The organism is Pseudarthrobacter sp. NPDC058362 (assembly GCF_042723515.1).
GTDB lineage: Bacteria > Actinomycetota > Actinomycetes > Actinomycetales > Micrococcaceae > Arthrobacter.
The window spans coordinates 382,093-401,939 of the sequence record NZ_JBHXIW010000001.1 but is presented as its reverse complement, the minus strand read 5'-3'; the positions used below and the strand labels follow the sequence as shown (position 1 = coordinate 401,939).

Below are 19,847 nucleotides of genomic sequence, written 5' to 3'. Positions count from 1 at the left end.
CTACGGGTTCTTGCGCTCCGTGGCGTCGTTGCGGATGGTGGCGTCCGGGTTGGCGTCCAGCAAAGTATCTTCGGCGTCTGCATCCTGAACCTCGCCGGCGGAGCGTATGGGCTTGGCCTTGCCGGAGAAGCGGTGGTGCAGGGCGGCAGCAGCTTCATCCCGCTGCTTCTGGAAGAACAGGTAGCTTACGGCGAAGGCGATGAGTGCAGCCGCCACCACAGACATCAATGCGCCCAGCTGCAGGAACAGGAAGAGCACGAACAGGGGCACAAAGAGTGCCAAACGGATCAGGGAATATTTCAAAACGGCCACTATTCAAGTTTAGCCGCCCCCGCCGGAAGCCCCTGCTCCCGCGGGCTATAGACTTGATGGCATGCTCCTCCGTGTGGCTCTGGCCGTCGCAGTCCTCGTCATCTTCGTGTATGGCCTGGTGGACGTGATCCGCACTGATGCCCGCCTCACCCGGGGCATCTCCAAGCCCGCCTGGATCGTGGTCATGATCGTGTTGCCCGTACTGGGCGCAATCCTGTGGCTGCTGATGGGCCGGCCCCGCGGCGGTTCGGCCCAGCCGCAGACCTACCGGCACCCGACGGCGCCCGATGACGACCCCGATTTCCTCCGCAACCTTGAGGCCCGCCGCCGCAACCAGGCCGAGGCGGCCCGGCTGCAGAAGCTGAAGGATGAGCTGGAAGCGAAGGCGCGGGAACAGCGCAACGGCCACGACCCCCGCGACACGGGCGGCCGCGACACCGGCACGCCGGGCCCCCAGGAGCCCTAAACCTGCAGGAGCCCTAAGTCCGCAGGAGCTTTAGAGCCCTGAGTACGAGTGCAGCCCGTTGAAGAACTGGTTCACGATGGTGAAGTTGAAGATCACGCACAGGTAGCCCACGATCGACAGCCAGGCCGCCCTGGTCCCCGTCCAGCCGCGCGTGGCGCGGGCGTGCAGGTAGCCCGCGTATACCACCCAGATGACGAACGTCCAGACCTCCTTGGTGTCCCAGCCCCAGAACCGGCCCCAGGCCTTCTCGGCCCAGATGGCGCCGAACATCAGCGTGAACGTCCACCCGATGAAGGCGATGGCGTTGATGCGGTAGGAGAGGTTCTCCAGGCTCAGTGCGGAGGGGACCAGGCGCATGAAGCCGAGTTTGTCGGGGCCGCCCGCGGCCACGGTCTTCTGCCGGTGCGCCTGGACCAGCTGCAGTGCGGACATGGCGAATGCCAGCGTGAACAGGGCGGACGAGAGCACCGCGATGGACACGTGGATGATCAGCCAGTAGCTCTGCAGAGCCGGAACGAGGTGTCCCACGGGGGTCCAGTACGCCACGGAGGCGGCTACCAGCATGATGATGCCCAGGCCCACCACGAAGGTGCCCAGGAAGCGCAGGTCGCGGCGGATCAGCACCAGCAGGAAAACGGCGATGGCCACGAACGCGCCGGTGGTAAGGAACTCGTACATGTTGCCCCACGGCACGCGGCCGGCACCGAGCGCCCGGGTGACCACGCCGGCGCCGTGGATGACGGCGCCCAGGATGGTCAGGGCGACGGCGACCCGCGCCGGGGCGCGGCGTTCACCCGCGTACTTCATATCGGCGTCGGCCATTACCGCCCCGCCCGTCCCGGACGCCTTGGCCGCGGACGACGACGGACGTTCGGCCCGCCCCGCGGGCCCGTCCAGGCGGGACGCGCCTGAGTCCGGGTCACCGGCGGCTGCCGGCTCACCGGACGCGCCGGCGCCCACGACGGCCGGAACAGCCACCTGTCCCCCCGCCTGTGCCGCCTTGAGGTCGATGGCGCGCAGGGCCTTGCTGCTCTTGGCCAGGTCCCAGGCGAAGGCGATGAAGGCAACGGTGTAGGTGCCTGCCGCGAGCAGCATGAAGAGCTCGCTGTACTGGCCCATGGTTTCGTTGATTCCGTACGGCATTAGTGGTCCTTTTCGGGCCCGGCGGGGCTTGCTGGGGTGGGGCTGCCTGCGTCATTAGCGCTGGGGCTGCTGGGGGTTTGCTGGGATTGCGGAGCGTCGGAGTCGTTGTCCAGCTGCCATTCGGTGGTCAGGAGCCGGCGGATGGCGGCGGCCTCGCCGGCCAGGCGGTGGTCTTCGCCGCGGGCGAGGAGGCCGTACTCCACCGTGGTGCTGCCGTCGTCGGAGGTTCCGGTGCGTACCCAGGCGCGGCGACGGTTGATGTACAGCGAGGCGACCAGGCCGGCCACGGCCAGCAGCGCGAAGATCAGCGCATACAGCTGGCCGGGGTTGTGGTGGATGTCCACGCCGATGTACCGCTTCACGCCGTCGAAGCTGATGCTGCCCTTGCCGTCCGGCAGGGTGTAGCTGGTGCCCGGAGCCAGGGTGATGCCGCCGGCGTCCAGGTTGCGGGCGTTGAGCGGTGTCAGGTCCGCCACGTCCAGCTCGAAGACGTTCTGCGGGGCGCCGGCGTCCAGGCCGAGGTCGCCGTAGAACGAGTTCAGGGTCAGCTGCGGGTTGAACAGGTCCGGGTCGCCGCTGAAGGACACGCCTTCATCGGTGACGAACGCCGTCGGCAGGAAGAAGCCCACGAAACCCAGTTGGTCGGGCTTCGCGTCCGGGACCTTGATGACCACGGAGGAGTAGTAGTTGTCGCCCTGCAGCTTGGCCACCACGGGCCCCTGCATGGCCACGTTGCCCTCACCATCGCGGATGGTCACCACGGGCGCGTAGCCGTTGCCGGTCAGGTAGATGCTGGTGCCGCCCAGGGTGACCGGATCGTTGACCTTCAGGATTTCCTGCCTGGCAGGGGCTTCCGGGCTTTCCCTGGTGGTCACCGCGGCGGAGAAGTCGATGGGCTGGCCGAACTTCCCCTGCGATTCACGGTCGAACGTGATGTCGAACTTGTCCAGCTGGACCGAGTACGGCTCCAGCTGGCTGGACTGGAAGTTGGTGCCCGGCGTGAACTGGTCGTAACCCACCAGGGTGTTGACGAACGTGTCACCCTCCACCAGGATGCGCTGGCCGCTGTAGCCGAACAGGCCGCCAGCGGCCACGGACACCAGCACGCCGATCAGCGACGTGTGGAACACCAGGTTGCCCACTTCCTTCAGGAAGCCGCGCTCGGCCCCTAAAGATGGCTCCGCGCCGCCGTCGTCCCTCACCTCAACGCGGTAGCCGCGCTTCCTCAGCAGTGCGGCGGCACCGTTGATGGCGTCCGACGCCGGGATCCCGGCACGTGCGGGAATGGCCAGCGTGCCGTACTCGGGCAGGCGGGAGAGGCGCTTGGGGGTGCGCGGCGGCTGGGAGCGCATCGCCTTGTAATGGGCTATGGCGCGGGGCACCACACAGCCGATCAGCGAGGTGAAGAGCAGCAGGTAGATGGCGGAGAACCAGACGGACGAGTAGACGTCGTACAGCTGCAGCGAATCCAGGATCTTGCCGTAGTCCGGGTTGTCCTTGATGTATTGGGTCACCACGGAGGGGTTGGCGGGCCGTTGCGGGAACAGGGAACCCGGCACGGCGGCCACGGCCAGCAGGAGCAGCAGGAACAGCGCCGTGCGCATGCTGGTCAGCTGGGTCCAGGCCCAGCGGAGCATCTCCCGGGGACCCAGTACCGGCAGGGCGGCCTCGGCCTTCGCGCCGGCGTTGCCGCTGGCCTTGGACTCGGGTTTCGCCTCTGTCACGGCGGATTTCGCTTCTTCGTTCACACGCTCGCTCATCAGATCGGCAACTTCACGTCGGTTTGGAACCAGTACTGCAGCTCGGTGACCCAGGCGCCCCACACGCCGCTGGCCATCAGCAGGCCCAGCAGCACCAGGATGCCGCCGCCGGTGCGCTGGATGGCCACGCGGTGTTCACGGAAGAATGCCATCACGCCCATGCCGCGGCGGAGACCCAGGGCGATCAGGAGGAACGGAATGCCCAGGCCCAGGCTGTACACGAAGGCGAGGAACGCACCCTTGGCCGCGGAGGACCCGCCCGAGAGACTCAGGAGCTGAACGGCGGAATAGGTGGGGCCGATGCACGGCGCCCAGCCCAAGCCAAACGTCAGGCCCAGCAGCGGCGCGCCCCACAGCCCCGCCGGCGGTTTGGCATGGATTTTGGCGTCCCGCTGGAGCCAGCCGAAGCCGCCCATGAACACCACGCCCATCACTATGACCAGGATGCCAAGGACCTGCGTGATCCAGGCGTTCTGGCTGCCCGTGATCAGCGTCCCCAGTTGCCCGAACGCGCCGCCCAACAGCACGAAAATGACGGAGAACCCCAGGACGAACAGGCCGATCCCGGCCAGCATCCGGCCGCGCTTCTGCTTCTGGAGGTCAACGCCGCTCAGGCCCGTGACGTAGCCCAGGTATCCGGGAACCAGCGGCAGCACGCAGGGGGACAGGAAAGAGACCAGCCCGGCCAACAGCGCCACCGGGATGGCCAGCAGCAGCGAACCGTTGAGGATTGCTTCGGCGAATGGACTGTTCACGGCTGGCTACTCTGCCACGGCCGCGGCGATGAGGGCCTTCAGGGTGCCGCGCTCGATCTCGCCAAGCACGCGGGCGGACACGCGGCCCTGCTTGTCCAGGACCAGGGTGGTGGGAACAGCTCCGGGCGGGACGATGCCGGAGACGGCCAGCAGCACGCCGCCGTCCTTGTCGTCGAAGCTGGGGTAGGTCAGGCCGAACGTCTTGTCGAACGCTTCGGCGGTGGCCTTCTCATCGCGCAGGTTCACGCCAAAGAACTGGACGCCCTGATCCTTGAACTCCTGGTGCAGGTCTTCAAGGATGGGGGCTTCCACCCGGCAGGGGGCGCAGGCTGCGAACCAGAAGTTCAGCACGGTGACTTTGCCCTGGAAATCCGCGGGGGTGACTGCCGTGCCGTTGAAGAGCGTTCCGGTCACCTGTACCGGGGCCTTGCGGTCCGTCGCAGCGAATTCGGTGACGGAGCCATCTCCGGCCACGTAGTTCTTGTTGTCCCCGGCACGGGCCTGCTTGGCCAGCGCGTCTTCCTGCGCACAGGCGGACAGGCCCAGGCTCAGGGCCGCGAGCGTGAGGCCGCCGGCAGCCAGGATGCTGCGCCGGGAGGCGGCCGGCGCCGAAGGCGCGCGCCCGGTGCCGTGATTGCCGTTGTTCGTCTCGCTCACTACTTACCCTCAGTCATCACGATCAGGCTCCCGGCGTGCTGGCCGCACCGGGAAGAAGGGAGGCTGCCGGCTCGGTGTACTCGACGCGCAGAAGCGAGCCGCCGTCGTCGAACACCAACGAGGTGATGGAGGTCAGCGTGCACTCGCGCTTGCGCGGATCATGCCAGAGGGGCTTGCCCTCAGCGCTGAGCCGGGTAGCCCAGATGGGGAGCTGGTGGCTGACCATGATGGCTTCGGGACCCGCCGCGCCGTAATCGCTGCCGGCCAGGTCGATGGCACGAAGCCGTGCTTCCTGGACCGCGGCCATGACCCGGGCCGCCTGCTCCTTGTACGGTTCACCCCAGGACGGGCGGAGGGGGTTGACGAGGTGGGGCCAGTGCTTGGGCTTGCGCAGCTCGGCCTTGGTGACCTTCAGGCCCTCGAAGTAATTTTCCGCCTCGATGATCCGTCCGTCCGTGTGGATCTCCAGGCCCAGCGCCTCCGCCGTGGGGCGGGCGGTCTCCTGCGCCCGGTCCAGCGGGGACGCGGCCAGGTAGGTGATCCGGGCCCCTGCGGCCGCGCGCCGGACGAAGTGCTCCGCGAGCATCTCAGCCATCCGGCGGCCCAGCTCCGAGAGGTGGAATTCGGGCAGCCTGCCATACAGCACGCCGTCAGGATTATGGACCTCGCCATGGCGGAGCAAATGGACAGTGGATTGGGGCATGTTTACCAGTTTCTCAAAGATGGCGTGCGATCCGAAATCTTCTACATCCGGTAGAACCGGAGATTTTCGAAAAAAGTTCCCGCCGGAGGGAACAAAACATGCAAACGCATGTTTATACTAGTTGCAGCATTTAGTTGAGACTTCAACAGATGAAGCGTCAACGACCTGAACGCACCGCACAACCGCACAGCACTTCCATATAAGGAGCATCAACATGGCACTTCCCGCAGACGTCACCACCGGCACCTGGACACTGGACAACTCCCACAGCGAGATCGGTTTCACTGTCCGTCACGCAGGCATCAGCAAGGTCCGCGGCCAGTTCACCGAGGCAGCGGCCACCCTTGAGGTCGCCGAGAACGTTGCCGATTCCAAGGTCAACGCCACCATCCAGACCGCCAGCTTCGACTCCGGAGACGTCAACCGCGACGGCCACGTCAAGGGCGAAGATTTCTTCGACGTGGAGAAGTTCCCCGAGATGACCTTCGTGTCCAATGGCCTCGTGGCAAAGGGCAACAGCTACGAGCTCGCCGGAGACCTGACCATCAAGGGCGTTACCCGTCCGGTGGTCCTGGAAACCGAATTCAACGGCGTTGCAGTGGACCCGTTCGGCAACACCCGCGCCGGCGTCTCCGCTGAGACCACCATCAGCCGCAAGGACTTCGGCCTGACCTGGAACGCTGTCCTGGAGACCGGCGGGGTGCTGGTCAGCGACAAGGTTGCCATCAACCTGGAACTGGCCTTCATTGCCCCAGCAGCATAGGCATTAGCTTCCACCAACACCCGCACCCCGGCACCCGGCTCCGGCAGCCCGGCGCCGGGGTGCTGTTTTAAGCCCCGTTGTCCCCACAACGCGCCCGCGCGGGGGTACGGTTGAGCTAAGCCATGCCGGGGGAAGGGCAGGACCGATCCCGGCAGTACCGTTGGAAGCACTTCTGGAAAAGGACCGCCCATGAGCACTCCCCCTGTCCCCCCGCCGCCCGGACCGAACGATCCCCAGCAGGGAAACAGTGCGGGGAACCCGGGCGGTTCAGCGAATCAGCCGCCCCGCTACGGTGAGAATGCGCCGCAATACGGCCAGAACCCGCCCCAGTATGGACAGAATGCGCCGCAATACGGCCAGAACCCGCCCCCGGCTCCTGGCTACGGTCAGCAGCCGGGCGACCCGGTACCGTACGGCCAGAACCCGCCACAGTACGGCCAGCCGCCCTATGGCCAGTCCCCCTACGGCCAGCAGCCGTACGGCCAGTCCCCCTACACCCAGTACCCGTCCGAGCAGCCTGGCGGCGGCAAGGGTGAGGTGCCGCAGCTGGTCAACGTGTCCTTCTGGCTGCTGATTGCATCGGGCGCCATCTTTGTCATTTCGCTGCTCATGGGCCTGGGGGACCTGGACAACCCCGTGTTCCGCCAGGAATTTGAACGGCAGCTCGAGGGCAGTGGCAACCAGGTCAGCTACAACGACATCAAGGGCATCATCGCCGGCACCATGGTGGTGTTGGGCATCATTGGGGCGGCGCTGTACTTGCTGGTCGCTGTCTTTGTCCGGAAGGGCAAGAACTGGGCCCGCATCCTGGGAACAGTTCTCGCGGCGTTCTCCGTCCCCGGGCTCTTTGCGGGACTCACCATCGGAACCCTCGGCACGCTGCTGGGCATCGCGGCCATCATCCTGCTCTACCTGCCTGCCACCGCCCCCTACTTCCGCCGGCAGCCTTTCGCCAACCCATACGGCGGCGGCATGGGCAACCCGTACGGCCGGTAACCACACAGCATCTGCACGCGGCGTCACCCGCGCACAGCAACGGGCGCAGCCCCGGACACAGCCGGAACTAGGCGGTCTGTTCCGGAGCCTGCGCCCGTTGCGCGTGGTACGCCAGGATCTGAAGTTCGGTGGCCATGTCCACCTTGCGGAGGTTGACGCCGTCGGGCACCTGCAGGATGACCGGGGCAAAGCTAAGGATGCTGTGGACTCCGGCCTCGACCACCCGGTCGCAGACGTCCTGGGCGACGGCCGCGGGCAGCGCAAGCACCACCATGTTGGCTCCGGTCCTTTGCAGGACTGGCTCCAGATCCGCCACGTCGCTGACCCGCAGCCAGCCCACCTCATTGCCCACCACCATCTGGTCGGCGTCAAAGATGGCCACTACGTCGAAACCGCGGGATTCGAACCCGCCATACCGGGCCAGGGCCTTGCCCAGGTTGCCGGCACCCACAATCGCCACTTTCCAGTCATGGGTCAGGCCGAGGGCCGCGGCGATGTTGCGGCTGAGGTACTGAACCTCGTAGCCGACGCCCCTCGTCCCGTAGGACCCAACGTGCGATAGGTCCTTACGCAGCGTGGACGAACTCACGCCGGAGACTTCGGCGAGGGATTCAGACGAAACCCGCTCCACGCCGTCGGCCATTAAAGAGTTCAGCGCGCGCAGGTAGATGGTCAGCCGCGCCACGGCGGCTGGGGGAATTTCCTTCCCCGGCGCGCCCGGAAGGTCCGCAACCGGATGCGGAGTGTGGTCCATCGCGGCCATCCCCTCCTTTGTGCTGCGTCGTGACTCCACTCTAGGGCCCCTCCGCCGGTGCCAACAAAGCAGCCGCCATCACGTGAACCGGCTCCCTTACTGCGCCATGGCGCGCTCCAGCACGCGCTGCAGGCGGTTTTCGTCGATCTTCCAGAAGTCGCGCTGGACACCGTCCACCAGCACGACCGGAATCTCCTCGGCGTAGCGGTCCCGCAGTTCCGGGCGCTGGTCCACGGATTCTTCCGTCCAGTCCAGGCCTAGCGAGGCAGTAACGCGTCCGACGGCGTCGCGTGCCTCTTCGCAAAGGTGACACTCGGATTTGGTGATCAGTACGACGCGCGGGGTAACCATGCATTAACGGTAGCCCCGTTCGCGGGGACGCGGTGACGGACGGGCGCGTCCCAGGCCCCGCCCGACGGAATGCCGTCAAAAGAGCGGCGAGAGCCCGTTCCAGCCCGGCCCCACCTGGATCCGTGCCAGGAAGCCGCCGGCGCCGCTGCCGGGGTAGAGCCACAGGTAACCGGCGCCGTCGCGGGCCAGCAGGTCGGGGCGGCGGTCGCCGTCGAAGTCGCCGGGGCTTACGACGGCGGTCATTCCGTTCCATCCGCTGCCCACCCGGGCGCGGGGCAGCCAGCCTCCTGCGCCGTTGCCCCGGTACAGCCACAGGTAACCCGTGGCACTTTCCCGCGCCAGGACATCGGCGGCGCCGTCGCCGTTCATGTCCCCCGGGCCGACGATGGCGCTGAAGATGTTCCACCCGCTGCCGACGAGCACCCGGGGAAGGAAGCCACCGGTACCGTTTCCGCGGTACAGCCACAGGTTCCCGTTTGTTTCCCTGGCGAGGACATCCACCCGTTGGTCGCCGTTGAAATCGCCTGGGCCCACGATGGCGCTGAAGATGTTCCAGCCGTTGCCGATGCGGACTCGGGGCAGGAAGCCGCCGGTACCGTTGCCACGGTAGAGCCACAGGTAGCCGGTGGAAGTCTCCCGGGCCATGACGTCCAGCGCGCCGTCTCCGTCGAAGTCGCCCGGTGTCTCGAGGGAATTAAAGATGTTCCAGCCCTTGCCGATCACCACGCCGGGTAGCCGGCCTCCCCGGCCGTTCCCGGGGTACATGCGCAGCTCGCCCGTGGCGGGCAGGCGGGCAAGGATGTCCGTGTTCCAGTCGCCGTTGAAGTCCCCGGTCGATCCCGAGAGGCTCGATGCCGGAACGGGCAACGGCGTGAACGCGTACGGATCACAGGTCAGGTCATAGTCCCGGGTGTCGTCGTACCACTGCGAAATATAGACGCGCCCTCCGGAGAAACTCGGCTGGCGGCAGCGGTCCAGGGCCTCGCCTGGATAGTCCAGCCTGCCGGCCGTTGCCCACACCGGAACGCCCGGCAGGCGCCACGAGCCTGTGATGCCTGCCCACCCGGACTCGTAGGAGTAGAGGCCGTACGAGAATTTCGCATCCCGCAGGGCGCGCATGATGCCTTCGATGATGTAACGGTTTTCGCGCTGCTGGGCTGCGGTGGCCGTGGGCCAAGGCTGTGCCGGCCGGGGTTCCACGTCGATCCACACCACAGGCGGCGTAAAGCCCACCCGGGCCAGGCTGTCGATCGCGAACCGTGCTTCGGCGTAACCCACGTTGGAGAGCTGGCCAGCGCGGGTGGCGGCGGACCAGGGCCCCCGCGTCCCGTAGGTGGCGAGCTGGGCAGGCGTGGGGAAAGCCGCCATGGTGTACGCGTGCGCCGGCTTGCCGTTGGTCCTGGCCCAGTCCACCTGGCTCGCCAGGCACGGGTTCTCGGTGAAGGGGAGCCCCTTCGTGAGGCCGATAATAACGAACTGGGACGACGCGGGCGGTAGGGGCAGGCCATAGCCGCCCACCGCCGTCGGGCATTGTGGCCACGAAATATCGTGGCCACTGAGCGATGCAGCCTGCGCCGAAGGCGTGCCGGGGACGGAAGCCAGGAGGAGCGCGAGGAACACGAGCACGGCCGTCAGGGACCGCTTCCCGGACCGCCGCGCGCGGGATTGACTCCCTGAATGACGACCTTCAGCATCCATCGCCGCCGCTCCTTTGCCTCCACCCAGTGTAGGTCCGGGAAGCGGCGGGCCGCCAGCTTCCGGGCCTCCCTAACGTCGGCGGACATAACAACTAGACTCGACACCATGCCCGAGGAGAAATACGTCGCCGTAGTCACCAAGCCGGTTGCGGCGCCGCAGCCCGGCGAGGCGGCGTTCTTCGATGTGGACAACACCCTGATGCGCGGGGCCAGCCTGTTCCACGTGGCCCGCAAGATGCACCAGCGCGGGGCCTTCACGCTGCGGCAGGCGGCCGGGATGGCGTGGAAGCAGTTCATGTTCATGGCCCGCGGGGAAAACATGGATGACGTGCATGCCGTCCGCGATTCGGCTCTCAGCCTGGCGGTGGGCATCAGCGTCGATGACGTCAGGATCCTGGGCGAGGAGGTCTACGACGAGATGATCGCCTCGCGGATCTGGCCGGGCGCCAAGGCCCTCGCCGAACAGCATCTGCGCGTCGGACGCCGGGTATGGCTGGTGACCGCCACCCCCATCGAGGTGGCGACGGTGATCGCCACGCGGCTGGACCTGACCGGAGCGCTGGGCACGGAGGGGGAGATTTCGGAAGGCTTGTACACCGGCCGGCTGGTAGGCGACATCCTTCACGGCTCCGCCAAGGCCGTGGCTGTCCAGGAACTTGCGCACGCCCAAGGCCTGGACCTGAAGCGCTGCTGGGCCTACAGCGATTCCTATAACGACATTCCACTACTGACTCTGGTGGGCCACCCGGTGGCAATCAACCCGGACTCCCGGCTGCGCAGGCATGCCCGCGACAACAACTGGCCCGTCTACGATTTCCGGGCCGGACGGCGTGCCGCAACGCTCGGGCTCAAGGCCGCCACCGTCTGCGGCGCGGTGTACGGACTCTGGAAAGGCTTCGCCCGCATGCGCGGCCCCCGCATCTAGGGTTGGTCCCTCTTCCGTCCTAAGCTTCTTCGCGGATCCGGCCCTTCAAGGCCCGGTTCCGCGAACAAGCCCAGGACTGCGGCAAAAGAAAAGCCCGCCGCCATGAAGGCGACGGGCAGTTCCACGCTGTGCGAAGTATTTACTTCTTGTTGCGGCGCTGGTGACGGGTCTTGCGAAGCAGCTTGCGGTGCTTCTTCTTGGCCATACGCTTGCGACGCTTCTTAATAACTGAACCCACGAAAGTTCCTTACCAAACTAGATGCAGTACCTGTCTGATGGAAATGGTTCGCGGACTGAGCAACGAACTGACAACTGACAGATTCTTACAATGACGTAAAACGTTCCTTAACAGGGTACCGCTTATCCGGAGCGGCTCCTGACAGTCCTGCTCAGGCGGTCTCCGTGTGCCCTTCCACCACGGCACCCTGCAGGTACTGTTCGACGGCGGTTTCCGGTACCCGGTAAGAGCGGCCGAAGCGGACGGCCGGCAGTTCACCGGCGTGGACCAGACGGTAGACCGTCATCTTGGAGACCCGCATGACCTGGGCTACCTCAGCCACGGTCAGGAACTTCGCGTTGGAGAAGTTCTGCTCTGCCGACATTTCCTTGAATTCCTTTGCTGACGGATGGACACAGTGACCCCATGTAATGCCAATGCGGTGTTCTGATGCTGAGCCATCCACCAACCACCTATTTGGACACTCTAGTTGTTCCTGTGGCAGAAGTGAAAGTACCGGCGGGCACTTTCTCTATGCGGTCCGGCGCTTCCGGGCCGACGCCGCCAGCTGGTCCAGGACGGAAACCGTAACGTCCCATTCCATGCAGGCGTCCGTCACGCTCTGGCCGTACACAAGGTCAGCCTGCCCCGCCGCGTTCTCCGCCACGTCCAGGTTCTGCGCGCCGCCTACCAGGAAGCTCTCCAGCATGACGCCGGCCACCGCCTGGGCCGCCGTTCCGCCGTCCTCCAGCTGCGCCCCGATCTCCAGGGCCACCTCGGCCTGGCGGTGGTGGCTCTTGCCGCTGTTGGCGTGGCTTGCGTCCACGATCAGGCGGGGGTTCAGGTGCTTGGCGGCGAGCTTTTCGGAAGCACGTTCGACGTCGGCTGCCGAGTAGTTCGGTCCTTTGCGGCCGCCGCGGAGGATCACGTGGGTGTCCGGATTTCCGGCGGTGGCCACCAGGGCGGCCCGGCCGTCGCCGTCGATCCCCAGGAACGACTGGGCTGCCGCGGCGGCACCGCAGGCGTCGATCGCCACCTGGAGGTCGCCGTCGGTGCCGTTCTTGAAGCCGATCGGCATGGACAGCCCGGAGGCAAGCTGGCGGTGGATCTGGCTTTCGGTGGTCCGGGCCCCGATGGCGCCCCACGCGATCAAATCTGCCATGTACTGCGGGCTGATCGGCTCCAGGAATTCGGTGGCGGTGGGCAGGCCCAGGGCGGTGACCTGCTGCAGGAAGTGCCGGGCGGTGCGCAGGCCAGTGACCATGTCGTGGCTGCCGTCCAGGCGGGGATCGTTGATCAGGCCCTTCCAGCCCACGGTGGTGCGCGGCTTTTCGAAGTACGTGCGCATGACCACCAGGAGGTCTTCCTTGTGCTTCTCGGCCTGGCTCACCAGCCGGCGGGCGTATTCCAACCCGGCCTGGGGATCGTGGATGGAGCAGGGGCCGACGATGACCAGGAGGCGGTCGTCCACGCCGTCCATGATGGCGCGGACTTCGTCACGTCCGCGTTCGACGACGCCTGCCGCCTTTTCGTCCAGGGGCAGCTCCGCGATGAGGTCCTGGGGCGTGGGGAGGGCGGTGAATTCGCTGACTCGCAGGTTTGACGTGGAGTTCTGGGCTGTTGCGGTGTTCATGTGATGGGGTCCTGTTCCAGATGGGAAGCGGGCCCGGAATTCAGAACCCGCCGGAGAAACGGCGAAGGGCAGAGAGTGATCTCTGCCCTGTTGGCTCTGAAGGTAGTTGGATGCGTGTCAGTTAGACGCGGGCCCCTCCAGAGCCAACGAAAAATACGCATACCAACGGTTAGTCATGGAAAGACGATAACCGCGGCCCACGCCATCGGCAAAAATCACGCCGTAACATTCGGGGGTTGATGTGGTCCGACCACATCACGTACAGTGTGAGGCAGACCACGCCAGCACGCCCAACGAAGGACGCCATGACGCACACGCTCCAGCCCAGCAGCCCCGAGGCGACCCCCGCTCCGGAAACCACGGACATTCCCGCAGCGCCGGCACCTGCTGGCGCGCCGGCGTCGTCCGCTGCTTCCGGCTCCAAAGTTCCCGCCGCCAGGGTTCCCGCCGCCCTCAAGCGCCGGATCCCCAAGTACTCGGACCTCGCGCCGCTGATGCAGTTCAAGAAGCCGGAGTTCAGCAAGGACGCCAGGCTCAAGCGCGCCAGCACCATCTGGGAACTCCGGGACATCGCCAAGCGCCGCACGCCGCAGGCACCGTTCGACTACACGGACGGCGCCGCGGAAGGCGAAATCACGCTCCGCCGCGCCCGCGAAGCCTTCCTGGACATCGAATTCCGTCCCGGGATCCTCCGGAACGTGTCGACCATCGACCTCAGCACGGAAATCCTCGGCAAGCCGTCGCGCCTTCCCGTAGGCATCGCGCCCACCGGATTCACCCGGATGATGCAGTCTGAGGGCGAGTACGCGGGGTCGCAGGCTGCGGAGGCCGCCGGCATCCCCTACACCCTCTCCACGATGGGCACTGCCTCGATCGAGGATGTCGCCGCGGCCGCGCCGAACGGCCGTAACTGGTTCCAGCTGTACCTCTGGACAGACCGTGACCGTTCCCTGGAACTGATCGAACGGGCCGCCAAGGCCGGCAACGACACGCTCATGGTCACGGTAGATACCGCGGTGGCCGGCGCCCGGCTCCGCGACGTCCGCAACGGCATGACCATCCCGCCGGCACTGACCCTCAAGACCGTCCTGGACGCGTCCTACCGCCCGGCCTGGTGGTTCAACTTCCTGACCCACGAGCCGCTGACCTTCGCTTCCCTGTCCCGCTACACGGGCACGGTGGCGGACCTGATCAACTCGATGTTCGACCCCACGCTCACCTTCGAGGACCTCGACTGGCTCCGTGAAACGTGGAAGGGCAAGCTCGTGGTCAAGGGCATCCAGACCGTCGAGGATGCCCGCCGGGTTGTTGACCATGGCGCGGACGGCGTAATCCTGTCGAACCATGGCGGCCGCCAGCTGGACCGCGCGCCGATTCCGTTCCACCTGCTTCCGGAGGTCAAGGAAGCCTTTACCAGGGACAACGCGGACGCGGCGATCATGCTCGACACCGGCATCATGAGCGGTGCTGACATCGTGGCCGCACTGGCGCTCGGCGCGGACTTCACGCTGATCGGCCGGGCGTATCTGTACGGGCTGATGGCCGGTGGCAGGGCCGGCGTGGACCGCACCCTGCAGATCCTCGAAAAGGACATGGCCCGCACCATGGCGCTGCTGGGCACCAGCCGGATCTCCGAGCTCACCCCGGATCACGTGCGCCTGCTAGGTAAATAGGCTCGCGGGCTACTTCTTCCGGCCGAACTTGGGGAGGTTCGCCAGCAGGTCCGCGGCCTTCGTGGCGGCGCGGCCTACGCTGCGGCCAATCTGCTGGGGCACGGTGTCGTCACTCAGCGCGGCAGCAGTTCCGCCGGGAATCACGACGGCGGGACTCAGTTCCGCACCGTCCCTCGCCAGGACGCCAGCAGAAACGGCCTCGGCAGCAACCTCGTCCGGCGCACCGGCCGACGATTCAGCAGTGGAACGGGCGGCGGTTCCCGACGACGGGCGGCCTGCACCGGGCTTCGCGTGGGTTTCCCGTGCGGCCGGCGCGGTGCGGGCGGCGGCTGCGCTGCCGACGTCGAACGTCTCCAGCCAGTGCGAAATGCCCTCCAGCGGTTCCCGGTTCAGCGCGTAGTAGCGCTTCTGGCCCTGCGCGCGCATGCTCACCAGCTGCGCCTCGCGGAGCACTTTCAGGTGCTTCGAAATCGTGGGCTGGCTTGCCGCAAGCTCCTCCACCAGCTCGCCAACAGCCTTGTCCCCCGCGCGCAGGGCCACCAGGATGTCCCGCCGGGTCGATTCCGCAATGACGGCAAATACGTCGTCTGTCACCATGCCTCCACCCTAGCGACATATACGCCGAAAGGCATCAACTATTTCGCGGGGTGCAGGCGGTGAAACAAGCGGCCCCGGTCAGTCGAACCAGGGATCCAGTCCGCGCAGCGGGAAGACAGCCTTGCGGGTGGCCATCACGGTGCGGTCCACGGCATCGTTCGGGTCGAAACCCACCTCCCAGGACCGCCACCATAGCTCCACGTCGTCGCCCATCAGGGCAGGCGCGGCGGTCCCGAACTTCTCCCCGACGTACTGCCGCCAGTCCTGCGGGACTGGGGTGCGCACCGGCACCGGCCGCGCCGCAGCGATCGCCACCAGATGGCTCCAGGACCTGGGCACCACGTCCAGCACGCTGTATCCGCCCCCGCCGGTCGCGATCCACCTGCCGCCGCAATGGCGTTCCGCGAGGTTCTTCACGGCGGTGGCGGCCTCCCGCTGGCCGTCCACGCTCAGGTTAAGGTGTGTGAGCGGATCATCACGGTGCGAGTCGCAGCCGTGCTGGCTGACGATCACCTCGGGAGCAAAGGCGGCGACCAGCTGCGGCACCACCGCGTAAAACGCGCGCAGCCAGCCGGCGTCGCCCGTTCCCGCGGGAAGGGCGACGTTGACCGCTGTCCCCTCCGCCTGCCCACCGCCGATCTCATTGGCGAATCCGGTGCCGGGAAAGAGGGTCAGGCCGCTCTCGTGCAGCGAAATGGTGAGGACCCGGGGGTCGTCCCAGAAGATGCTTTCCGTCCCGTCGCCGTGGTGCGCATCGACGTCGATATACGCCACGCGCTGGATACCGCCATCGAGCAGCCGCTGGATGGCCAGGGCAGCGTCGTTGTAGATGCAGAAACCGCTGGCGCGTTCACGGGAGGCGTGGTGCATGCCGCCGCCGAAATTGACTGCGTGGACTGCCGACCCGGCCAGGATGCTGGTGGCCGCCAGAAGCGAACCGCCGGCAAGCCGGGCAGCGGCCTCGTGCATGCCGGCGAAGGCGGGGTCGTCCTCGGTGCCCAGGCCCCGTTCCAGGTCAGGTTCTTCCGGGTCGGCGCTGACACGGCGGACCGCGGCCACGAAGTCGGCCGAGTGGACCGTTTCCAGTTCGGGGTCCGAAGCGACGTCCGGAGCCTCCACCGTGACGTGCGCCAGGTCGAAGAGGCCCAGGCTGCGGGCCAGCCGGGCGGTGAGGTCCATGCGTTCCGGTGCCATCGGATGGCCTGGCCCGAAGTTGTAGGCCGTCATGTCCGGGCTCCACACCACCAGGGTCGGCGGCGCGGGCTGGGCGAGGCCGGGGAGGTATGTCATCAATCACAGGCTACCCGAGCACGGCCATCGCACTGCCCGGCCATTACGCGGCATTAGTGGTTTACTACTGAAGGAAGCCGTTTCAACCGAGGAAAGCCACATGACGCAGCGCGAGTCGAGGCCCGCCACCCAGGCAGACTGGCAGCAGGGCTCCGGCGAGCACACGGGGCTCTGGGTCCTGACGCGGCTCCGCGACTTCATCGATACGGTGGCCAACACTTCACCGGCACGCTTGGCCTTGACCGCGTTCGGCTTGGTGGTTCTGCTGTTCACGGGCCTGCTGTCCCTGCCCGCCGCCGCAGCCAACGGCCAGTCCACCCCTCTGCACGATGCAATGTTCACCGCAGTTTCGGCGGTGTGCGTGACCGGGTTGACCGTGGTCACCACCGCCACGCACTGGTCCTTCTTCGGGCAGCTGATCATCCTGATCGCGATTTTCGTGGGCGGCCTGGGCACCCTGACCCTTGCCTCCCTGCTGGCGCTGATGGTCAGCAAGAGGCTGGGTGTGCGCGGCAAGCTGATCGCGGCCCAGTCCATGAACAACGCCGGCCGCCTGGGCGAGGTGGGCACGCTGCTGCGGATCGTCATCACCACCTCGGTTGTCATCGAAGCGACTCTGGCCGTGATCTTGGTGCCCCGATTTCTCATGATCGGCGAGAGCCCCGGCCAGGCGCTCTGGCACGGGGTCTTTTATGCCATCTCCTCGTTCAATAACGCCGGTTTTACTGCCCACGCGGATGGCATCATCCCGTTCGAGAATGACCTGTGGATCCTGGTCCCCATCATGGTGGGCGTGTTCGTGGGCAGCCTGGGCTTTCCCGTGGTCATGGTCCTGCAGCAGAACGGGCTGAACTGGAAACGCTGGAACCTGCACACCAAGCTGACCATCCAGGTTTCGCTGATCCTCTTCCTGGCCGGCGCGCTGTCCTGGGCGGCAATGGAGTGGGAAAACGGCTCCACCATCGGCGGGATGGGAACCGGCGACAAAGTCATGCACTCCTTGTTCGCGTCCATCCAGATGCGGTCCGGCGGCTTCAACCTGGTGGACCAGAACCAGATGGAATCCACCACCATGCTGCTGACGGACGCGCTCATGTTCGCCGGCGGCGGCTCGGCGTCGACGGCCGGCGGCATCAAGGTAACCACCATCGCCATCATGTTCCTGGCCATCATGGCGGAGGCCCGGGGCGACACCGACGTCAAGATCTACGGCAGGACCATCCCGGAGGGCGCCATGCGCGTTGCCATCTCGGTGATCGTGGCCGGCGCAACACTCGTTTCCCTGGGAGCTTTCCTCCTGCTCCACATCAGCGGGGAATCACTGGACCGGGTACTCTTTGAAACAATTTCCGCCTTCGCCACCTGCGGCCTCAGCACCAACCTGAGCGCCGAGGTGGCGCCTGCGGGCAAGTATGTCCTGACGGCCCTGATGTTCGCCGGCCGCGTCGGTACCGTCACCCTCGCCGCCGCGCTGGCCCTGCGCCAGCGCAGCCAGCTGTACCACTACCCCGAAGAGAGGCCCATCATTGGCTAGTTCCTCAGACGCTCCCCGGCGCCCTGCCCATAACGCCCCGGTACTGGTCATCGGGCTGGGCCGGTTCGGTTCCTCCACCGCGGAACAGCTGGTCAAGCAGGGCCGAGAGGTCCTGGCCATCGAACGCGACCGGTCCCTGGTCCAGAAATGGGCGCCCTTGCTGACGCACGTGGTGGAAGCCGATGCCACGAATATCGACGCCCTCCGCCAGCTCGGGGCGCAGGAGTTCAGCTCCGCCGTCGTGGGCGTTGGGACGTCCATCGAATCCTCGGTGCTGATCACCGTCAACCTGGTGGACCTGGGCATCGAGCACCTGTGGGTGAAAGCGATCACCCCCTCGCATGGCAAGATCCTCACCCGAATCGGTGCCAACCACGTCATTTACCCGGAGGCGGACGCCGGCGTGCGCGCGGCCCACCTGGTATCCGGCCGAATGCTGGACTTCATCGAGTTCGACGACGACTTTGCGATCGTCAAGATGTACCCGCCGCGCGAGACCGTGGGCTTCACGCTGGACGAATCCAAGGTGCGCTCCAAGTACGGCGTGACGATTGTTGGCGTGAAGTCCCCGGGCGAGGACTTCACCTACGCCCGGCCGGAGACCAAGGTGTCCTCGCGCGACATGCTGATCGTCTCCGGCCACGTGGACCTGCTGGAGCGTTTCGCCGCCCGCCCCTAGTCCCTCAGCGCACCCGTGGTTCCCAAAATCAGCCCAGTTGGCGGGTGATCTGCGCCGCCCGGTCCGCCGCGGCCCGCGCACCGGCGGCGATGATGGCGGGGATGCCCTGCTCGTCGAACGTGGCGATGGCCCGTTCGGTGGTTCCGTTGGGGCTGGTTACGGCCTTGCGGAGCGCCGCCGGGTCCGCGCCGGGCTCGGCCAGCATGAAGCCTGCGCCGGCCACGGTTTCGCGGGCCAGCAGCAGGGAAAGTTCGGCGTCAAGCCCCAGTTCGACGCCCGCGGCGGCCATGGCTTCCGCCAGGTAGAACGCGTAGGCCGGGCCGGAGCCGCTGATGGCCGACAGCGCATCCACCTGCTCTTCGGGTACCTCCACCACGGTGCCTGCCCCCTTGAGGATCTCCTTCACCGTCTGCAGCTGCTCGGGGCTGCAATTGGTTCCCGGTGATACCGACACCACGCCGCGGCCCAGCTTCGCGGGCGTGTTGGGCATCGAGCGGATCACAGGCTGGCCGGCGGGCAGCGCCGCCTCAAGCTGCGCAATGGAGACGGCGGCGGCGACGCTGACCACCACGGTGTCCGGGGAGAGGGAGCTACTGATCTCGCGGGCCAGGTCTACGATTCCCACGGGTTTGACACCAAGCACGACGACGGCGGATCCCTTGGTGGCCTGCCTGTTGTTGTCGGGTTCCTCCTCACCGGCGATGGCGGTGATTCCGTGGTGGCGCTCGGCCAGTTCCGCGGCGCGCTCGGCCCGCCGGACGGTGGCCACAATGTCCGCCGGGTCCGTGCCGGCTTCCACCAGCCCCGCCAGGATGGCTTCGTTCATGGACCCACAGCCAAGGAATGCGATTCGGTTGCTCATGGCTCCATCATTGCAGTTCGGCGTTAACGGTGCAGGTCTTACAGGCGACAAAGCGATTCACAGGTCGCTCCCATGTTGGA

22 protein-coding genes are annotated in these 19,847 nt (G+C 66.5%); 7 read left to right on the top strand and 15 right to left on the bottom strand.

Annotation, left to right across the window (positions count from 1 at the left end; all coding sequences use genetic code 11):
• Nucleotides 1–312: a DUF4229 domain-containing protein gene (locus ACFWIX_RS01820; RefSeq protein ID WP_377214398.1), complete on the bottom strand. Its 312-nt coding sequence runs from the start codon at nt 310–312 to the stop codon at nt 1–3.
• A 61-nt stretch (nt 313–373) separates the two neighbouring features.
• On the opposite strand from ACFWIX_RS01820, the gene ACFWIX_RS01815 reads away from it, so the two are divergent.
• Nucleotides 374–778 (top strand): PLDc N-terminal domain-containing protein, encoded by a 405-nt coding sequence (locus ACFWIX_RS01815; RefSeq protein WP_377214397.1) that lies wholly within the window; start codon nt 374–376, stop codon nt 776–778.
• Between the two features lie 30 nt (nt 779–808).
• Here the strand turns inward: ACFWIX_RS01815 and ccsB are convergent, their stop codons facing one another.
• From ccsB to ACFWIX_RS01790, 5 genes are all read right to left on the bottom strand, one after another.
• Entirely contained in the window at nt 809–1,921 is a 1,113-nt protein-coding gene (ccsB, locus tag ACFWIX_RS01810; RefSeq protein ID WP_377214396.1) for a c-type cytochrome biogenesis protein CcsB, read from the bottom strand.
• Entirely contained in the window at nt 1,921–3,681 is a 1,761-nt protein-coding gene (locus ACFWIX_RS01805; protein ID WP_377214395.1) for a cytochrome c biogenesis protein ResB, read from the bottom strand. The genes ccsB and ACFWIX_RS01805 overlap by 1 nt, the downstream gene beginning before the upstream one ends.
• Complete coding sequence (locus tag ACFWIX_RS01800) at nt 3,681–4,436, bottom strand: cytochrome c biogenesis CcdA family protein (protein WP_377214394.1); 756 nt, start codon at nt 4,434–4,436, stop codon at nt 3,681–3,683. Before ACFWIX_RS01800 ends, ACFWIX_RS01805 begins: the two co-directional genes overlap by 1 nt.
• 6 nt (nt 4,437–4,442) lie before the next feature.
• Nucleotides 4,443–5,021: a TlpA family protein disulfide reductase gene (locus ACFWIX_RS01795; RefSeq protein ID WP_377214914.1), complete on the bottom strand. Its 579-nt coding sequence runs from the start codon at nt 5,019–5,021 to the stop codon at nt 4,443–4,445.
• A 94-nt stretch (nt 5,022–5,115) separates the two neighbouring features.
• A complete protein-coding gene (locus tag ACFWIX_RS01790; protein ID WP_377214393.1) occupies nt 5,116–5,796 on the bottom strand; it encodes a histidine phosphatase family protein in 681 nt (226 codons plus the stop codon).
• Between the two features lie 214 nt (nt 5,797–6,010).
• Between ACFWIX_RS01790 and ACFWIX_RS01785 the strand changes: the two genes are divergently transcribed.
• Both ACFWIX_RS01785 and ACFWIX_RS01780 read left to right on the top strand, forming a co-directional pair.
• Nucleotides 6,011–6,559 carry a YceI family protein gene (locus ACFWIX_RS01785; protein ID WP_377214392.1) on the top strand — a complete coding sequence of 183 codons (549 nt, stop codon included), beginning with the start codon at nt 6,011–6,013 and terminating at the stop codon, nt 6,557–6,559.
• 189 nt (nt 6,560–6,748) lie between these two features.
• On the top strand, nt 6,749–7,555 hold the full coding sequence (locus tag ACFWIX_RS01780) for a hypothetical protein (RefSeq protein WP_377214391.1): 807 nt from the start codon (nt 6,749–6,751) through the stop codon (nt 7,553–7,555).
• Between the two features lie 67 nt (nt 7,556–7,622).
• Here the strand turns inward: ACFWIX_RS01780 and ACFWIX_RS01775 are convergent, their stop codons facing one another.
• The 3 genes from ACFWIX_RS01775 to ACFWIX_RS01765 form a co-directional block, all read right to left on the bottom strand.
• On the bottom strand, nt 7,623–8,318 hold the full coding sequence (locus ACFWIX_RS01775) for a redox-sensing transcriptional repressor Rex (RefSeq protein ID WP_377214390.1): 696 nt from the start codon (nt 8,316–8,318) through the stop codon (nt 7,623–7,625).
• A gap of 87 nt (nt 8,319–8,405) precedes the next feature.
• Nucleotides 8,406–8,660 carry a glutaredoxin family protein gene (locus tag ACFWIX_RS01770; protein WP_377214389.1) on the bottom strand — a complete coding sequence of 85 codons (255 nt, stop codon included), beginning with the start codon at nt 8,658–8,660 and terminating at the stop codon, nt 8,406–8,408.
• A gap of 75 nt (nt 8,661–8,735) precedes the next feature.
• Nucleotides 8,736–10,358, bottom strand: a complete 1,623-nt coding sequence (locus ACFWIX_RS01765) for an FG-GAP-like repeat-containing protein (RefSeq protein WP_377214388.1) — start codon at nt 10,356–10,358, stop codon at nt 8,736–8,738.
• Between the two features lie 105 nt (nt 10,359–10,463).
• Here ACFWIX_RS01765 and ACFWIX_RS01760 point away from each other — a divergent pair, with 105 nt between their 5' ends.
• A complete protein-coding gene (locus tag ACFWIX_RS01760) occupies nt 10,464–11,282 on the top strand; it encodes an HAD family hydrolase (RefSeq protein WP_377214387.1) in 819 nt (272 codons plus the stop codon).
• Nucleotides 11,283–11,421: 139 nt separating this feature from the next.
• Here the strand turns inward: ACFWIX_RS01760 and ACFWIX_RS01755 are convergent, their stop codons facing one another.
• From ACFWIX_RS01755 to ACFWIX_RS01745, 3 genes are all read right to left on the bottom strand, one after another.
• Nucleotides 11,422–11,520: a 30S ribosomal protein bS22 gene (locus ACFWIX_RS01755; protein WP_003792170.1), complete on the bottom strand. Its 99-nt coding sequence runs from the start codon at nt 11,518–11,520 to the stop codon at nt 11,422–11,424.
• Nucleotides 11,521–11,671: 151 nt separating this feature from the next.
• Complete coding sequence (locus ACFWIX_RS01750; RefSeq protein ID WP_377214386.1) at nt 11,672–11,884, bottom strand: helix-turn-helix domain-containing protein; 213 nt, start codon at nt 11,882–11,884, stop codon at nt 11,672–11,674.
• A gap of 147 nt (nt 11,885–12,031) precedes the next feature.
• On the bottom strand, nt 12,032–13,132 hold the full coding sequence (locus ACFWIX_RS01745; RefSeq protein WP_377214385.1) for a 3-deoxy-7-phosphoheptulonate synthase: 1,101 nt from the start codon (nt 13,130–13,132) through the stop codon (nt 12,032–12,034).
• Nucleotides 13,133–13,437: 305 nt separating this feature from the next.
• On the opposite strand from ACFWIX_RS01745, the gene ACFWIX_RS01740 reads away from it, so the two are divergent.
• Nucleotides 13,438–14,805: an alpha-hydroxy-acid oxidizing protein gene (locus ACFWIX_RS01740; RefSeq protein WP_377214384.1), complete on the top strand. Its 1,368-nt coding sequence runs from the start codon at nt 13,438–13,440 to the stop codon at nt 14,803–14,805.
• A gap of 9 nt (nt 14,806–14,814) precedes the next feature.
• Here the strand turns inward: ACFWIX_RS01740 and ACFWIX_RS01735 are convergent, their stop codons facing one another.
• Entirely contained in the window at nt 14,815–15,402 is a 588-nt protein-coding gene (locus ACFWIX_RS01735) for an ArsR/SmtB family transcription factor (protein WP_377214383.1), read from the bottom strand.
• A 78-nt stretch (nt 15,403–15,480) separates the two neighbouring features.
• The gene (locus tag ACFWIX_RS01730) at nt 15,481–16,692 is read right to left on the bottom strand and encodes an acetoin utilization protein AcuC (RefSeq protein ID WP_377214382.1); all 1,212 of its coding nucleotides are present in this window, start codon (nt 16,690–16,692) and stop codon (nt 15,481–15,483) included.
• 100 nt (nt 16,693–16,792) lie between these two features.
• Between ACFWIX_RS01730 and ACFWIX_RS01725 the strand changes: the two genes are divergently transcribed.
• Both ACFWIX_RS01725 and ACFWIX_RS01720 read left to right on the top strand, forming a co-directional pair.
• Nucleotides 16,793–18,226 carry a TrkH family potassium uptake protein gene (locus tag ACFWIX_RS01725; protein WP_377214381.1) on the top strand — a complete coding sequence of 478 codons (1,434 nt, stop codon included), beginning with the start codon at nt 16,793–16,795 and terminating at the stop codon, nt 18,224–18,226.
• Nucleotides 18,219–18,905, top strand: a complete 687-nt coding sequence (locus tag ACFWIX_RS01720) for a potassium channel family protein (protein ID WP_377214380.1) — start codon at nt 18,219–18,221, stop codon at nt 18,903–18,905. Before ACFWIX_RS01725 ends, ACFWIX_RS01720 begins: the two co-directional genes overlap by 8 nt.
• Before the next feature lie 28 nt (nt 18,906–18,933).
• Here the strand turns inward: ACFWIX_RS01720 and proC are convergent, their stop codons facing one another.
• Nucleotides 18,934–19,767, bottom strand: coding sequence for a pyrroline-5-carboxylate reductase (gene proC / locus ACFWIX_RS01715; protein ID WP_377214379.1), 834 nt, complete (start codon nt 19,765–19,767; stop codon nt 18,934–18,936).
• Nucleotides 19,768–19,847 lie beyond the last annotated feature (80 nt).

Excerpts from the sequence above, each read along its gene's own strand:
- ACFWIX_RS01725 (WP_377214381.1), top strand. The coding sequence starts at position 16,793 with ATGACGCAGCGCGAGTCGAGGCCCGCCACCCAGGCAGACTGGCAGCAG.
- ACFWIX_RS01770 (WP_377214389.1), bottom strand. The coding sequence starts at position 8,660 with ATGGTTACCCCGCGCGTCGTACTGATCACCAAATCCGAGTGTCACCTT.
- ACFWIX_RS01780 (WP_377214391.1), top strand. The coding sequence starts at position 6,749 with ATGAGCACTCCCCCTGTCCCCCCGCCGCCCGGACCGAACGATCCCCAG.
- ACFWIX_RS01790 (WP_377214393.1), bottom strand. The coding sequence starts at position 5,796 with ATGCCCCAATCCACTGTCCATTTGCTCCGCCATGGCGAGGTCCATAAT.
- ACFWIX_RS01745 (WP_377214385.1), bottom strand. The coding sequence starts at position 13,132 with ATGAACACCGCAACAGCCCAGAACTCCACGTCAAACCTGCGAGTCAGC.
- ACFWIX_RS01760 (WP_377214387.1), top strand. The coding sequence starts at position 10,464 with ATGCCCGAGGAGAAATACGTCGCCGTAGTCACCAAGCCGGTTGCGGCG.
- ACFWIX_RS01730 (WP_377214382.1), bottom strand. The coding sequence starts at position 16,692 with ATGACATACCTCCCCGGCCTCGCCCAGCCCGCGCCGCCGACCCTGGTG.
- ACFWIX_RS01785 (WP_377214392.1), top strand. The coding sequence starts at position 6,011 with ATGGCACTTCCCGCAGACGTCACCACCGGCACCTGGACACTGGACAAC.
- ACFWIX_RS01740 (WP_377214384.1), top strand. The coding sequence starts at position 13,438 with ATGACGCACACGCTCCAGCCCAGCAGCCCCGAGGCGACCCCCGCTCCG.
- ACFWIX_RS01815 (WP_377214397.1), top strand. The coding sequence starts at position 374 with ATGCTCCTCCGTGTGGCTCTGGCCGTCGCAGTCCTCGTCATCTTCGTG.
- ACFWIX_RS01750 (WP_377214386.1), bottom strand. The coding sequence starts at position 11,884 with ATGTCGGCAGAGCAGAACTTCTCCAACGCGAAGTTCCTGACCGTGGCT.
- ccsB (WP_377214396.1), bottom strand. The coding sequence starts at position 1,921 with ATGCCGTACGGAATCAACGAAACCATGGGCCAGTACAGCGAGCTCTTC.
- ACFWIX_RS01775 (WP_377214390.1), bottom strand. The coding sequence starts at position 8,318 with ATGGCCGCGATGGACCACACTCCGCATCCGGTTGCGGACCTTCCGGGC.
- ACFWIX_RS01735 (WP_377214383.1), bottom strand. The coding sequence starts at position 15,402 with ATGGTGACAGACGACGTATTTGCCGTCATTGCGGAATCGACCCGGCGG.
- ACFWIX_RS01805 (WP_377214395.1), bottom strand. The coding sequence starts at position 3,681 with ATGAGCGAGCGTGTGAACGAAGAAGCGAAATCCGCCGTGACAGAGGCG.
- ACFWIX_RS01765 (WP_377214388.1), bottom strand. The coding sequence starts at position 10,358 with ATGGATGCTGAAGGTCGTCATTCAGGGAGTCAATCCCGCGCGCGGCGG.
- proC (WP_377214379.1), bottom strand. The coding sequence starts at position 19,767 with ATGAGCAACCGAATCGCATTCCTTGGCTGTGGGTCCATGAACGAAGCC.